Source organism: Pseudomonas sp. B3(2017) (assembly GCF_002113595.1).
GTDB lineage: Bacteria > Pseudomonadota > Gammaproteobacteria > Pseudomonadales > Pseudomonadaceae > Aquipseudomonas > Aquipseudomonas ekonensis.
Genome location: NZ_NEIU01000034.1, coordinates 1 through 14,522 on the forward strand (window position 1 = coordinate 1; position 14,522 = coordinate 14,522).

Annotated in this window: 11 protein-coding genes; 3 read left to right on the top strand and 8 right to left on the bottom strand. The window is 64.9% G+C overall.

The window, feature by feature from the left end; all coding sequences use genetic code 11:
- Positions 1-197 precede the first annotated feature (197 nt).
- Together CAG33_RS27735 and CAG33_RS27740 are read right to left on the bottom strand one after the other, a co-directional pair.
- Positions 198-1,472 carry a glucarate dehydratase family protein gene (locus CAG33_RS27735; protein WP_085641242.1) on the bottom strand — a complete coding sequence of 425 codons (1,275 nt, stop codon included), beginning with the start codon at positions 1,470-1,472 and terminating at the stop codon, positions 198-200.
- A 24-nt stretch (positions 1,473-1,496) separates the two neighbouring features.
- Positions 1,497-2,864, bottom strand: a complete 1,368-nt coding sequence (locus tag CAG33_RS27740) for an MFS transporter (protein ID WP_085641244.1) — start codon at positions 2,862-2,864, stop codon at positions 1,497-1,499.
- A 117-nt stretch (positions 2,865-2,981) separates the two neighbouring features.
- Between CAG33_RS27740 and CAG33_RS27745 the strand changes: the two genes are divergently transcribed.
- Positions 2,982-3,881 (top strand): LysR substrate-binding domain-containing protein, encoded by a 900-nt coding sequence (locus CAG33_RS27745; RefSeq protein WP_085586451.1) that lies wholly within the window; start codon positions 2,982-2,984, stop codon positions 3,879-3,881.
- A gap of 142 nt (positions 3,882-4,023) precedes the next feature.
- Here CAG33_RS27745 and CAG33_RS27750 read toward each other — a convergent pair whose 3' ends face one another.
- The 6 genes from CAG33_RS27750 to CAG33_RS27775 form a co-directional block, all read right to left on the bottom strand.
- Complete coding sequence (locus CAG33_RS27750) at positions 4,024-4,629, bottom strand: DUF6338 family protein (RefSeq protein WP_085641246.1); 606 nt, start codon at positions 4,627-4,629, stop codon at positions 4,024-4,026.
- A 140-nt stretch (positions 4,630-4,769) separates the two neighbouring features.
- Positions 4,770-6,383: a GMC family oxidoreductase gene (locus CAG33_RS27755; RefSeq protein WP_085633267.1), complete on the bottom strand. Its 1,614-nt coding sequence runs from the start codon at positions 6,381-6,383 to the stop codon at positions 4,770-4,772.
- 99 nt (positions 6,384-6,482) lie between these two features.
- Complete coding sequence (locus CAG33_RS27760) at positions 6,483-7,700, bottom strand: mandelate racemase/muconate lactonizing enzyme family protein (protein WP_085586444.1); 1,218 nt, start codon at positions 7,698-7,700, stop codon at positions 6,483-6,485.
- Between the two features lies 1 nt (position 7,701).
- Positions 7,702-9,018, bottom strand: a complete 1,317-nt coding sequence (locus CAG33_RS27765) for a nitrate/nitrite transporter (protein WP_085641248.1) — start codon at positions 9,016-9,018, stop codon at positions 7,702-7,704.
- Between the two features lie 82 nt (positions 9,019-9,100).
- Positions 9,101-10,525, bottom strand: coding sequence for an aldehyde dehydrogenase (aldA, locus tag CAG33_RS27770; RefSeq protein ID WP_085641252.1), 1,425 nt, complete (start codon positions 10,523-10,525; stop codon positions 9,101-9,103).
- A gap of 226 nt (positions 10,526-10,751) precedes the next feature.
- Complete coding sequence (locus CAG33_RS27775) at positions 10,752-11,684, bottom strand: LysR substrate-binding domain-containing protein (protein WP_085586440.1); 933 nt, start codon at positions 11,682-11,684, stop codon at positions 10,752-10,754.
- Between the two features lie 183 nt (positions 11,685-11,867).
- Between CAG33_RS27775 and CAG33_RS27780 the strand changes: the two genes are divergently transcribed.
- Positions 11,868-13,046 (top strand): hypothetical protein, encoded by a 1,179-nt coding sequence (locus CAG33_RS27780; RefSeq protein ID WP_085633260.1) that lies wholly within the window; start codon positions 11,868-11,870, stop codon positions 13,044-13,046.
- Between the two features lie 164 nt (positions 13,047-13,210).
- Positions 13,211-14,086 carry a LysR substrate-binding domain-containing protein gene (locus CAG33_RS27785; protein WP_085641250.1) on the top strand — a complete coding sequence of 292 codons (876 nt, stop codon included), beginning with the start codon at positions 13,211-13,213 and terminating at the stop codon, positions 14,084-14,086.
- The last annotated feature ends 436 nt before the right edge of the window (positions 14,087-14,522 follow it).

Here is a 14,522-nt window from a genome sequence, read left to right on the forward strand (position 1 = left end):
GAAATCTCCCACGGGTCTGTACTGCGTCAACAGTCAGAATCCAGCCTAGTCCCTCCTCCTCCCTTCAAGTACCAGCATACAAGCCAGCCTGCTGGCGATAGCGTCAGTCCTGGCACCGCAGGACCGGCGCGAGACAGTTGCTCCCACATTGGATACGCGTCGTGCATATGCCCGCGAAGAGGCCCGGGCCAGCGCCCTCAGAACCTCGGCTTGACCGCTTTCCAGTCCGGCTTGTAGCGCTGCATCTGGCGCACATCGTCACGCTGGCGGATCCCGCAGGTCAGGTACTGGTCATGCAGCTTGCCCAACTGCGCGTAGTCCAGTTCGACGCCCAGCCCCGCCGCGCGGGTGATCTTCACGCAGCCGTCGACGATCGGCAGCTTGCCGCCCTTGATCACCTCTTCGTCCGGCTCTTGCCATGGATAGTGGGTGTCGCAGGCGTAATCCAGGTTCGGCACCGACGCGGCCACATGGGCCATGGCCATGAGGCTGATGCCCAGGTGCGAGTTGGAGTGCATCGACACGCCGAGGCCAAAGGTGTCGCACATCTTCGCCAGGGTCTGGGTGTCACGCAGGCCGCCCCAGTAATGGTGGTCGGCGAGCACGATCTGCACGCTGTTCTGCTCGACGCTGCGGCGGAACTCGTCGAAATCGGTGACCACCATGTTGGTCGCCAACGGCAGGCCGGTGCGCTTGTGCAGCTCGGCCATGCCGCCGAGGCCCGGGGTCGGATCCTCGTAGTACTGCAGATCGTCGCCGAGCAGTTCGGCCATGCGGATGGACGTCTCCAGCGACCAGTTGCCGTTGGGGTCGATGCGCAGCGGCAAACCGGGAAACGCTTGCTTCAGCGCCTTGATGCACGCCACCTCATGCTCCGGCGGCAAGGTGCCGGCCTTGAGCTTGATGCTCTTGAAGCCGTAGGCCTCGATCATCCGCGCCGCCTGGGCGACGATCTGCTGTTCGCTCAGCGCCTCGCCCCAGTTGTCCGGCCTGTAGGGCGAATCCACGTGCTGCGCGTACTTGAAGAACAGGTAAGCGCTGAACGGCACCTCATCGCGCAGCGCGCCGCCCAACAGGTCCACCAACGGCACGTTCAGGTAACGCGCCTGCAGGTCGAGAAACGTCACTTCGAACGCCGAATAGGCGTTGCTCACCGCTTTGCTGGCGTGGGAGCCGGGAGCCAGTTCGGCGCCGGACACGCTGGCGGGTTTGTTCGCGGCGACGGTGGCCTGCACGATGCGGCGCAATTGGTTGAGGTTGAACGGGTCAAGGCCGATCAACTGCGCCTGCAACTGCTGCTGGATCGCCAGCGCCGGGGCGTCGCCGTAGCTTTCGCCCAGGCCGATGTAGCCGTTGTCGCTTTCGATCTCGATGATCGAACGCAGCGCGAAGGGTTCGTGGATGCCGCTGGCGTTGAGCAGCGGCGGATCCCGGAAGGCAATCGGGGTGACGGTCACACGGGTGATTTTCAAGGGAACGCTCCTGCTGGATCGGGATCAGTGGCTGGCAGCCGTTTTCGCCGCCGTTGCGACGGCGGTGTCACGGCCGGGCTTTGCCGGGGTTTGGCCCTTGGCGCCGGGCGCCATGCGGGCGAAGAAGATCACCACCGCCGCCACCAGCGAAGTGGCGGCCAGGCCGTACAGGCCGCCCTCGATGGAGCCGGTGGTCTGTTCGAGAAAACCGAAGGCGGTCGGCGCGACGAAGCCGCCCAGGTTGCCGATGGAGTTGATCAGCGCGATCACCGCCGCCGCGATGCGCGCATCCAGGTAACTCTGCGGAATCGGCCAGAACAGCGCCGATGCCGCCTTGAAGCCGATGGCGGCAAAACAGATGGCGACGAAGGCGAACACCGGTCCGCCGGTGGTAGAGATGAACATGCCAATCGCCGCGATCACCAGGGTCAACGCCACCCAGGCCTGCTGGAATTTCCATTTGCCGGCCAACGCGGCGAAGCCGTACATCGCCGCGATGGAGATGATCCATGGGATCGAATTGAGCAGACCGACCTGGAAATCGCCGAGGTTGCCCATCTTCTTGATCATGCTCGGCAGCCAGAACGTCGCGCCGTAGATGGTCAGGGCGATAGAGAAATAGATGAAGCAGAACAGCGCGATCTGCCGGTCCGCCAACAGCTTGAAGACCGACGGCTTGACCGCCTGGGCCGCTTCCCGGGCCCGCTGCTCGTCGGCGATCGCCGCCACCAGCGCTTCGCGCTCTTCTTCGCTCAGCCACCGGGCCTGGCGCGGGTGCGATTGCAGCCAGAACCAGACGAACCCGCAGAGCACCACCGACGCGGCGCCTTCGATCAGGAACATCCACTGCCAGCCGTGCAGGCCCATCCCGCTGATGTGCAGCAGCGCCCCGGACACCGGCCCGGAAATCACCGACGCGATCGCCGAGCCGCTGAGGAACACCGCCATGGTCTTGCCCCGCTCGGAGCCCGGCAGCCACTGGGTGAAGTAGTAGATGATCCCCGGAAAGAACCCGGCCTCGGCGGCGCCGAGAATGAAGCGCAGCACGTAGAAACTGATCTCGCCCTGCACGAACGCCATCGCCATGGCGGCGGCGCCCCAGGTGAACATGATCCGTGTCAGCCAGGCGCGGGCGCCGTAGCGCTGCAGGAGCATGTTGGACGGCACTTCGAACAGGGCGTAGCCGATGAAGAACAGCCCGGCGCCCAGTCCGTAGGCGGCCGCGCCGATGCCCAGGTCGGTTTCCAGGTGGCTGCGCACGAAGCCGATGTTGACCCGGTCGATGTAGTTGACGATGAACATCACCACGAACAGCGGCAGCACATGGCGCTTGACCTTGGCGGCGGCCCTGGCGAGGACCGTGATGTCCGGCGGACTCTGGAGGGTATTCAAGGGGCGACTCCCGATCATTGTTTTTTTAGGGAAGCTTGAGGCACAGCCCGATCATGGACGCCGGTATTGATCCCGTCTAATCTAACTTGGCACTTGATTGATACCCGGATTGGATCAATGTTCGAACTGACCCAGCTGCGCTGCTTCACCACCGTCGCCACCGAACTGAATTTCCGCCGCGCCGCCGAGCGGCTGAACATGACCCAGCCGCCGCTGAGCCGGCAGGTCCAGCTGCTGGAGCATCACCTGGGCGTCGAACTGTTCACCCGCAACACCCGCAGCGTGGCGCTCACCGCCGCCGGCCGGGCGTTCTTCATCGAAGCGCAGAACCTGCTGGAGCGCGCCCAGCAGGCGGCCGTCACCGCCCGGCGGTTCGCCGAGGGCGACATCGGTTCGGTCAACATCAGTTTCGTCGGCAGCGCCGTGTATGAGTTTCTGCCCAAGGTCATCGCCGAGGCGCGGCTGAACCAGCCCCAGGTGAAAATCGACCTGACGGAAATGAACACCTACCAGCAGCACGAAGCCTTGCGGGCCCGGCGCATTGACCTGGGCATCGTCCGCGCGCCGCTGCTGGAGCCGGGCTACGCCACCGAATGCCTGGTTCGCGAACCGTTCGTGCTGGCCGTGCCGAGCGGCCATCGCTTGGCGGAGGCGGCTGAGGTGTCAGTCAGCGACCTCGACGGCCAGCCGTTCCTGATGTACTCCCACGCCGCCTACCCGCCGTTCAACGAACTGCTGACCGGCACCCTGCGCTCGGCCCGGGTCGCCCCGGACTACGTGCAATGGCTGGGGTCTTCGTTGACCATCCTGGCGCTGGTCAACGCCGGCATGGGCCTGGCCCTGGTGCCGCGTTGCGCCACCAGCGTGGTGTTCAGGAATGTGGTGTTCCGCGAGATCGACCTGGGTGACGGGGTGCAGAGCGAGCTGCACCTGATCTGGCGGGAGAACAACGACAACCCGGCGTTCGCGATGCTGCTGGAGGGCATTCGCCGGGCGGTGAAGGAAGGTTGGGGGTGAAAAGGTGCAGGCAGGACTGATCAGCGTTTGAGCGGTGGTGGCGCCTTCGGCCCCTTCACCAGCGGTTTCTCCAGCATTTTTCCGTCCGGTCCGTAAAACAGGCGCACGATATGGGGCGGCATGGGTTGTGGTGCTCTGGCGGTCATGATGAACCCTCTGATTTCGGGTTGAACTCAACCCACTTAACTTTCGCGGAATCTATCAGCAAGAACTCGGCGCCAAAAGGTACCTCAGTGCCATCATCGTTCAGCCAACAGGGTGATTGCATCAGGAACTGCCCGCTGCTCGACTCCGGCGGCCACTCGACGGGCCAGCCTAGGACGCGCCTTTCGTCATGCAGATGCAAGGTGATGAGCCGGTCAAACTGCACGAACGCCCTGAACCATTCACTCGGGTAAGAAGATTGTTTCGTCACGTTTCTGCTGCGCAGCCAACGGTGCAATCGGTCATTGGTGGCCAGGCAACAGGCGAACAACCCAAGCACCAGCGACACGGCAAACGCCCAGAACGCCTGCGCCCCGCCATCCCACTTTCCTACGGAAAAACCCCACGCTCCCACCCACCGGCAGACGGCGCCAATGCCCATCACCACGCCATGGATCACAAACGTGAAGATCAGCGCCTGCACGATCTGCCCGAACGTGTCGGGCCGCCTGAACGCCGTGAGGGTGTAGAACACCCAGGTCGAGACGAACCCGGGGATCAGGTACTGCAACAACGGAATCACTTCCTTCACCAGATCATCCATGATCCGCGGCTCCTCAAAACAGAAAACAGACCTCCCTCAATGACGATGCCGGCCCCCAAAGGAGCCGGCATCCGAAGCCTAGCCCAGGCAGCGAAACCGCCCCGGGCCAAGTGTCACATCTCATTGCGCAGGCACCGGCCTTACGCCTCCTGCAGGATCAGGTCCGCCCCCTTCTCCGCCACCATCAGCACCGCCGCATGGGTGTTGCCGGATGTCACGTTGGGGAATACCGAGGCATCGACGATCCGCAGCCCTTGCAGGCCATGCACCTTGAGCCGCTTGTCGACCACCGAGACCTGCTCGTCCGCCCCCATCGCGCACGAGCCGCACAAGTGGTAGATCGAGCCGCAGTTGTCGCGGAAGTACTGCAGCATCTGCTCGTCGCTCTCCACCGCCGGCCCCGGCAGGACCTCATCGACCGTGATGCCCTTGAGCGCAGGCGCGCCCATGATCTTGCGCATCAGGCGGCTGCCCTGGATCACCTCGTCGATGTCCTTTTGCGTGCTCAGGTAGTTCGGGTCGATCAGCGCAGCGTCACGCGGGTTCTTCGAGGCGATCTCGATGTGCCCGCGGCTGGTGGGCCGGCACGGGTTGAAGCACAGCAGGAAGCCTGAATACGGCTCGGGCTTGAGGCTGGCCTTGTTGTTCTTCGGGATCTGGTACGACAGCGGGTTGAAGTACAGCTGCAGGTTCGGATGCGCCTGCCGCTCGTTGCCGCGGAAGAAGCCGCCGGCCTGGTTGACGCTCATCGCCAGCGCGCCCTTGCGGGTGAACAAATACCGGATGCCGAGCTTGAGCTGGCCGAACAGCGAGCTGAGTTCGTCGTTCAGCGTCGGGATGTTGGCCTTGTAGTAGTAGCTCACGCACAGGTGGTCCTGCAGGTTGCGCCCCACCGCCGGCAGGTGCTTGACCACCGGGATCCGGTGCTTGGCCAGCAAGGTGCGGTCGGCCACGCCGGACAGTTGCAGGATCTTCGGCGTATCGACGGCGCCGGCGCACAGGATGACTTCCTTGCGTGCGGTGAACGTGCGCGCCACGCCGTGCTGGGTGATGGCGATGCCGGTGGCGCGCTGCGCGCTGTCGTCGAACAGCACGCGGTCGACCAGCGCGTAATGCTCCACGGTCAAGTTCGGCCGGCCCAACGCCGGATGCAGGTGCGCGAAGCTGCTGGAGCAGCGCTGGCCGTTGCGCGTGTTGACGTCGTAGATGCCCGCGCCTTCGAACGTTGGCCCGTTGAAGTCGTCGCTGCGCGGATAGCCCAGCTCATCGCAGCCCTTGAGGAACACGTCGCAGATCGGGTGGGTCTGGCCCGCCATCGGGGTGATGCTGATCGGGCCGCTGCCGCCGTGGTACTCGCTGTCGCCCAGCGGGTGGTTCTCCAGCTTGCGAAAGTACGGCAGCACGTCCTTGAAGCCCCAGCCGTCGTTGCCGTTGGCGGCCCAGTCGTCGAAGTCATGGGCCTGGCCGCGCACGTAGATCATCGCGTTGATCGAACCCGATCCGCCCTGCACCTTGCCGCGCGGGGCGTAGATCTCACGGTTGCCGAGCTGTTTCTGCGGCTGGCTGTAGTACATCCAGTTGAACGTCGGGTTGTAATACATTTTGGCGAAGCCGACCGGGATCTTGAACCACGGCGAACTGTCCTTGCCGCCCGCCTCCAGCAGCAGCACCGAGTGTTCGCCCGAGGCCGAGAGCCGGTTGGCCAGCACGCAGCCGGCGGCGCCTGCGCCAGCGATGATGTAGTCGTATGTCATGCACGGTTACCGCGTCAGTCGTTGTACGAAAATCGAATGGGCAATGGCGTTCTCTGCGGGGGCCGACAGGTGGGCTCCCACAGGACCGCATCCGCCCTGTCAGCCCTTGGCCGGCGAGGTGTCTTTCACGTCGGCCGGGGTCGGGGCCATCTGCAGGTGCAGGCGCTCTCCGGTGTACGGCGAATGCCGGCGCACCACGTCCATGTCCAGTTCCACCCCCAGGCCCGGCTCGGTGGACGGGATGATGTAGCCGTCCTCCCACTGCAACGGTTTCTTCAGGACTTCGGCGTGGAAGCCGCCCCAGGTCTCGATGCTTTCCTGGATCAGGAAGTTCGGCGTGCACGCCGCCAACTGGAAACTCGCCGCCGCGCCGATCGGGCCGTTGTACAGGTGCGGCGCGATCTGCGCGTAATGCGCTTCGGCCATGCTGGCGATCTTCTTGCCTTCGAGCAGGCCGCCGCAGCGCCCCACGTTCATCTGCAGGATCGACGCCCCGCCGGCCTGCAGCAGCTTGAAGAACTCGTACTTGGTGGTCAGGCGCTCGCCCGTGGCGATCGGGATGCTGGTCTTGGCCGCGACCTGGGCCATGGCCTCTTCCTGGCCCGGCGGCACCGGTTCCTCGAACCACAGCGGGTCGTACTTCTCCAGGCGCTTGGCCAGGCGGATCGCCGAAGACGGCACCATTTGCCCGTGGGTGCCGAACAACAGGTCGCACTGGTTGCCCACCGCCTCACGGATCTTGCGGCAGAAGGTTTCGCAGCGCTCCAGCACCTCCAGCGAGATCTGGTGCCCGGAGTACGCGGTGTACGGGCCGGCCGGGTCGAACTTCACGGCGGTGAAGCCCTTCTGCATGTTCTGCACCGCGCACTCGGCGGCCAGGTCCGGGTCGTCGTAGTCGTATTCGCCGCGGCTGTTGAGCGGGTACAGGTAGGTGTAGGAACGCAGGCGCTCGTGCACCTTGCCGCCCAACAGTTCGTAGACCGGTTTGTTCGCGGCCTTGCCGATGATGTCCCAGCAGGCCATTTCCAGGCCGCTGACCACGCCCATCATGGTCAGGTCGGGCCGCTGGGTGAAACCGCTCGAATAGGCCTGGCGGAAGAAGCGCTCGATGTGGTGCGGATCCTGGTCGAGCAGGTAGCGCTCGAACACGTCCTCGATAATCGGCAGCATGGCCTTGGGGCCGAAGGTGGCGGCGTAGATCTCGCCGACGCCTTCGATGCCGCAGGCGGTCCTGAGCTTGACGAACAGCCAGTACATGCCGCCGATGTGCGGTGGCGGTACGGCGACGATGTGGGTTTCAAGGGCGACGATTTTCATCTCAGGCACCTGCCTTGTTCGAGGATTTGCGATTGATCCGGGCCCGCAGGGCCAGCGCGGCGCAGGTGCCGATCAGGCCGACGCCGGCGATGTAGCCGAAGTAGAGCTTGTAGCCGAGCGCACCCGGGTACTGTTCGGTGAGGTAGCCGTTGATCAGCGGAATGAAGGCGTCGGGCATGTAGCCCACCACCGAGACGATGCCGATGGCCAGGCCGGTGATGCGCAGCGGGATGTCGCAGTTGTCGAGGATCGCCCAGTACAGGCCACGGATCGCGTAGGTCATCAGGCCGATGAAGATCACCGTGCCGATCAGCAGGCCCATGCTGTTGAGCGCCGGGAACGCGATCAGTCCGACCATCGCCAACGAGGCCAGCAGCAGCGCCACGGTCAGCACCGAGATGTTGGAGAACTTGTCGCCCAGCCAGCCGCCGCCGATGCCGCCCACCGGGCGCATCCACAGCTTGATGGTGGTGATGGTGCCGGCCATCACGGCGGTCATGCCGCCCCCTTGCAGGTAGTCCGAGAAACTGTAGGTGGCCCAGAAGATGTGATAGCCGCAGAACACGATGGCGGTGACCAGCCACAGCTCAGGGATCTTCACCAGCGTGGCCAGGTCGGCCAGCAGGTTGAACTTGCCCTTCTCCACCGCCGGCGTGTCCTCCATCGACTTAGGGTCCTTGATCAGCACCAGTACGCAGCCGATGGCGATGCAGGTGAAGGCATAGAGGTAGACCACATGGCGGAAGCCTTCGGCGGTGGACTCGCCGCGGGTTTCGGTGGCGTAGGCGAACAGGCCCAGGGCCACCGTCGCCAGCAGCGCCTCGACCAGTCCGCGGCCGCCGTCGAGGATGCCGAAGAAACGGCCCTGCTCGGAGTGATGGGCGATCATCTTGACCCGTTTGAGCACCGAGGCCCAGAAGGTCAGGCCGGTGGTCAGGCCCCAGCAGCCAAAGATGATCATCAGGCCGGTCATCGACGGCGCCGTGGAGTACCACAGCCCCAGCGCGCCGGTGGCGACCAGCGAAAAGAAGATCAGGAAACGCGGTGCGATGCGGTCGGCCAGCCAACCGCTGGGCAGGTAGCTGAGCAGGAAAATCGTGCCGAGCATCGAGTACAGGTAGCCCAGTTCGCTGTGGCTGATCTGGAACACTTCGAGCATGGTGGTCTGGTAGACCTGGCGCAGGTACAGGATCGGGTAGATCGCACCGGCGGCCAGCACCAGCAGCATCAGTTGGACATAGCGACTTCCCTTGTCGCTGCGGCTTTGCGAAACCGAAGTGGAGCCCTGGACAGCAGCGGAGGATGCAGGCTTGGACATGGATGAGACCTCGGGCGACCCGGTGTCCGGGCGCCCCTGATAATTGTTTTTATAGGTGTAGCGTGAGGCGTGTCGCGGCGGATCAGTACTTCATGACCACCAGGCGGGTCTGGGTGAATTCGAGCATCCCGTGCTTGCCGTCGTCGCCGCCCAGGCCCGAGCGTTTCCAGCCGGCGTGGTAGCCCTGATACGGGTCGGCCGGGGTGCGATTGACGTACAGCTCGCCGGCCTCGATGGCGTTGGCGACCTTCTGGGCGGTGCGGTAGTTCTCGGTGTAGAGCACCGACGACAGGCCGAATTGATGGTCGTTGGCCAAGGCCAGGGCCTCATCGATGTCGCGGTACTTGAGCACCGGCAGCACCGGGCCGAAGATCTCTTCCTGGACGATTTCCATGTCCTGGCGGCAGCCGCTGAGCAGGGTCGGCGGGTAGAAATGCCCAGGCCCCTCAGGCAGCACGCCGCCGCTTTCGAGCACGGCGCCGTCGGCGACGGCGCGCTCGACCATGGCGTGGATGTTCTTCTGCGAGCTGGCGTTGGCCAGCGGCCCCATCAGACTGGCGTCGGTGGCGCGGTCGCCGAATTTCACCGCAGCGATTTTCGCCTTGAGCAGCGCCAGGAAGCGGTCGTGCACGCTCTCCTGCACGTAGACCCGCTCCACCGCCGTGCACAGCTGGCCGCAGTGGGTGGTCTTGGAACCGATGATCGCGGCGGCGGCGGCCTCAAGGTCGGCGTCGGCCTCGATGATCGCCGGGGTCTTGCCGCCCAGTTCCAGCGACGGCTTGGCGATGTTGGCCTTGCAGTAGTCGAGCACGGTGCGCCCGGCGTTGACGCTGCCGGTCAGGGTGATCAGGCCTACGGCCTTGTGGGTGCACACCACGGCGGCGGTGGCGTGGTCCATGGTCAGGATGTTGATGACGCCGGCGGGCATGCCCGACTGTTGCACGGCCCGGGCGATCTCGAACGCCGAGATCGGGGTGTTGTTGCTCGGGCGCACCACCACGGTGTTGCCGGCGATCAGCGCCGGGGCGACCTTGCGCAGCAAGGTGTAGACCGGGTAGTTGAACGGGATCAGGCAGGCGACCACGCCGATGGGTTCGCGGTGCAGGAACAGGTTTTCGTCCGGGCTGTCGCTGGGAATGATCTCGCCTTCGATGCGCCGCGCCCATTCGGCGTGGTAGCGGGTGATCTGCGCGGCGTAGCGGGCTTCGTTGCTCGCGTCGGCCAGGCTCTTGCCGGACTCGGCGGCCAGGGCGGCGCCGATGGATTCGGCGCAATCCTCCAGGGCGGCGGCGAAGGACCGCAGGTGTTCGGCGCGCTCGATGGCGGTGAGTTTGCCCCAGGTTTTCTGCGCGGCGGCGGCGGCCTCCACGGCGGCGGCGGCCTCTGCGGCGGTGGCGGCCGAGACCTGGCCGATCAGCGCTTCGGTGGCCGGATTGTGAACCGCGATCAGCGCGGCGCTGGCCGGCTCGGTGAAGTGGCCGTTGACAAAATTTCGCTCGACTCGCATGTGCATCGCCCATCGTTTGTTTTTATCGATGGCGCCAGTCTTGCCCCGTTGCCGGCGGTGGACAAACGACTTATCGGGCGGACAAACATGCGAAAAACGAACGTTACCCGGTCTGGAGCGCACCGGGCACCTTGGGCTGCGACCGGCAGGGTTGCCCTGCGGTGCCCGGGCGGGCGCCTTCGCCAGCAGGCTGGCTCCCACAGGGGTTTTGTGGGAGCCAGATTGTTCAGATGGCAGCGGTGGAAGGCTCCAGTTGCCGCTGCGCCAGCCAGATCTCTTCTTGCAGCCATTGGCTGAACATCTGCAACTGCGGTGTGTGCGTCTGCTCCGGGCGGGTCACCAGCCAATAGGACTGATGCCCCTCCACGTGCACGTTGAGCACCTGGGTCAGCTGCCCGCTGGCCAGTTCCGCCGCGACCATGTGCCAGTCGGCGATGGTGATGCCCAGGCCGTCGGTGGCCGCGCGGATCGCCAGGTCCAGCAGGTCGAACTCATAGCCGCCCTGGGTATCGACGCCGCTGATGCGCGCCGCGTCGAGCCAGTGCTTCCAGGTCAGGTAGCGCTGGTCCTCTTTGGCCAGCACGTGCAGCAGGGTCAGGCGATTGAGGTCGATGCCCTGTTCCCCGCCCTCGCGGGCATACAGCGAGGGCGCGCACACGGCGATGTGCCGCTCCTGGATCAGCAACGAGCTGTCGAGCCCGTCCCACTCGCCGTTGCCGAAGCGGATCGCGCAATCCAGCGTGTTGGTTTCCGCCAGGCTGTCCTGCAGACGGGTGGTGATGCTCAACTCCAGCTCAGGGTGCCGCTCGCGCAGGCGGCCCAGGCGCGGCATCAGCCAGCGGCGGGTGAAGGTCGGCGGCGCGTTGATGTGCAGGCGGTTGGAATGGGTCTTCTGCTGGATGCTGCGCACCGTCAGCTCGATCTTGTCGAACGACTGGTGCAGCGCCCGCAGCAGGATCCGCCCGGCCCCGGTCAGTTCCAGGTGATGGTGGCGGCGCTCCAGCAAGCTTTCGCCCAGCTGTTCCTCAAGCTGCCGCACTTGGCGGCTGACGGCGCTCTGGGTGACGTTGAGCAGTTCGGCGGCACGGGTGAAGCTGCCGGTGCTGCCGGCCACCTCGAACGCCTTGAGTGCGTTCAGGCCGGGCATTTTGCGTTTCATGGAAGGCACTCGAAACCACGGACAAGGCGCAAAGCTTCCCACGGATTCAAATGATTGTCCTACAGGATTTTCCGACTAACATGCGTTCGGCGAAGGTTTCCCCGCCGTTTTTATCGTTTGTTCTACCCCTGGCGGATCGCAAGACTGCGCGGCACTCCAATAAAAACAATCGAGAGCCGCTTTATGCCCTTCCCTGCTTCCTCGCGCCTGAACACGACGTCCCTCCTTCTGCTCTGCTGCGTCGCCGCCCCGGCGATGGCGGTGCAGGTCACCGACAACCTCGACCTGGGCGGCGCCGTCCGCGCCCGCTGGGACGTGGACCCAGACCGCGACATCCAGACCTTCGGCCTGGACACGGTGTTCCTCAGCGCCAAATACAACTCCGACACCTGGATCGGCGAGGCCCAGTACCGCTTCTACGGCCGCTCCTACCCCTACCGCTACACCAAGGACTACGGCGACATCCGGTTCGCCAAGTTCGCCTGGGCCGGCTACAAGTTCAATCCCGACCAGCAGGTGCAGGTGGGCCTGAACACCGTGCCGTTCGGCCTGCAGCCGTACTTCGGCAGCACCTTCTACGAGACCCTGGGCAACGTCATCGGCCTGGAGGACGTGCAGCAGGTCGGCGCCAAGTACATTCAGCAGTCCGGCGACTGGAACGTCCAGGCCGGCTACTACCTGCGCCCGGCGTGGCAAGGCAAAGGCACCAGCAAGGGCGTCACCTATTCCAGCGTGGTCTCCGGCGCCGACAGCTACGTGGCCGACGGCAGCGACAACCAGGAACGCAACACCGTGGTGCTGCGCGTGGCCCGGGCGTTCGACCTGGGCCCATGGACATCCGAAGTCGGCCTCTCCGGCCTGACCTCGACCCTGGAGAACAAGGACACCGACCACAATGGCCGGCGCAACGCCGTGGCCGTGCACTACCTGGGCAAGAACGGCCCCTGGGGCGTGCAGCTTCAAGCGGCGCGCCAGCAGATGTCGCCGCGCAACGCCGGCACCGACGAACTGGTGACCCTGGGCGGCTACGACGGCACCTACAACGTCGCCAGCCGCGGCAACCTGTACGTCGCCGACCTGAGCTACGACGTGGCCGGCAAGTACCTGTTCGATCAGGTCAGCGGCATCAAGCTCTACGCCAACTACAGTGCCTTCGACAAATCCGCCGACGCCTTCAAGACCTCCCAGCGGGTGATCCTCGGCAGCTCATTCTCGGTGAGCAAACTGTGGGTGGCGGCGGAATGGCTGATCGGCAAGAACGACCCGTACATCGGCGGCAGCAGCTACACCCAGAGCCTTGGGGCGGGCGGGTCGGATCAGTGGGAAAACCAGCTGTACGTGAACGTCGGCTACTACTTCTGATCGAGGATCTGCGGCACCTTCAAGCATGCCATCGCGGGTCGGCTCCGGGCGGCGGTCCGACGATGGCGTGCGCCCAAACAACGCTTGCCTGCGCCAGGCATCGATAGTCAGATAGGCACCCCCTCAAAACAAAAACAAACCGTCCGGTCCGGAGTCCCGCCTCCATGCGCCAACTGCCCTCCCTCAATACCTTGCGCGTATTCGAAGAAGTCGCCCGCCACCGCAGTTTCAGCCAGGCTGCACAGGGGCTGAACGTCACCCAGGGCGCGGTCAGCCGCCAGATCAAGCAGCTGGAAGATTACCTGGGCGTAGCCCTGTTCGTGCGCACCCCGCAAGGGCTGACGCTGACCGAAGCCGGCAGCAACCTGTCCCCGCACTTGGCCGAAGCGTTCGATCACATCGAGCGCGCCCTGCAAGCCGTGCGCGTGCCCAACCTGCGCCAGCGCCTGCGGGTGCTCGCGCCGCCGACCTGGGCCACCCGCTGGCTGTCGCCGCACCTGCGTGCGTTCTGTCAGCGTTACCCGGACATCAACCTCAGCGTCACCAACCACGCCAGCCACGAGAGCCTGGCGGAGATCGATTGCCATATCCGTTTCGGGCTCGCGGCGGCCAGCCATTGCGCGAGCCGCTTGCTGGTGATGGAACGGCACATCGCGGTGGCCAGTCCGGAGCTGTTCGACGCAGGCCAAGCGCCGGAACTGCGCAGCGCGCCGCTGCTGCACATCCTGCACGACGGCAAGCGCCTGAAGGTCTGGGAGAACTGGCTGGCGGCCATGGGCCGGGACGACATCGACGCCGGGCAAGGGATCGAGTTCAGCACCCTGGACCAGGTGATCCACACCGCACTGGCCGGCGGCGGGCTGGCGGTGATCGACCGGCAGATGATCGAAAAGGAACTGGCCAACGGCAGCCTGCTGCCCATCACCCCGGTCGAAGTGACCGGCCCTTACGGCTACTGGCTGGACGTGGCGAACGACAAGCAAGGCCTGTCGAAGGTGAAGCTGTTCACCGATTGGCTGGAAAGGGTCAGCAATCCCTGATCGGCGGCCTGTGCACTGCGGCCGGCACGGACATCCCTGTTGCCTGCCCCACCGCCATCGCCGGCAGGCTGACTCCCACAGGCATCTGCGGTGATGACAGATTCTGTGCCCACCACAAGACCCTGTGAGAGCTGGCTTGCCAGCGATGAGGCCAGCACTGCCAACATCCCTGTTGCCTGACCCACCGCTATCGCTGGCAAGCCAGCTCCCACAGATATCCCGGGTGTCCCCAAGATTCATGCACACCACCAAAACCTGTGGGAGCTGCGGTGCGACGACTCGACTTGCCAGCGATGAGGCCAGCACTGCCGACATCCCTGCTGTCTGACCCACCGCTATCGCCAGCAGGCTGGCTTGTATGCTGGTACTTGAAGGGAGGAGGAGGGACTAGGCTGGATTCTGACTGTTGACGCAGTACAGACCCGTGGGAGATTTC

Coding starts and splice junctions, on each gene's coding strand:
- CAG33_RS27745 (WP_085586451.1), top strand. CDS start 2,982: ATGTTCGAACTGACCCAGCTGCGCTGCTTCACCACCGTCGCCACCGAA.
- CAG33_RS27750 (WP_085641246.1), bottom strand. CDS start 4,629: ATGGATGATCTGGTGAAGGAAGTGATTCCGTTGTTGCAGTACCTGATC.
- CAG33_RS27755 (WP_085633267.1), bottom strand. CDS start 6,383: ATGACATACGACTACATCATCGCTGGCGCAGGCGCCGCCGGCTGCGTG.
- CAG33_RS27760 (WP_085586444.1), bottom strand. CDS start 7,700: ATGAAAATCGTCGCCCTTGAAACCCACATCGTCGCCGTACCGCCACCG.
- CAG33_RS27765 (WP_085641248.1), bottom strand. CDS start 9,018: ATGTCCAAGCCTGCATCCTCCGCTGCTGTCCAGGGCTCCACTTCGGTT.
- aldA (WP_085641252.1), bottom strand. CDS start 10,525: ATGCGAGTCGAGCGAAATTTTGTCAACGGCCACTTCACCGAGCCGGCC.
- CAG33_RS27775 (WP_085586440.1), bottom strand. CDS start 11,684: ATGAAACGCAAAATGCCCGGCCTGAACGCACTCAAGGCGTTCGAGGTG.
- CAG33_RS27780 (WP_085633260.1), top strand. CDS start 11,868: ATGCCCTTCCCTGCTTCCTCGCGCCTGAACACGACGTCCCTCCTTCTG.
- CAG33_RS27785 (WP_085641250.1), top strand. CDS start 13,211: ATGCGCCAACTGCCCTCCCTCAATACCTTGCGCGTATTCGAAGAAGTC.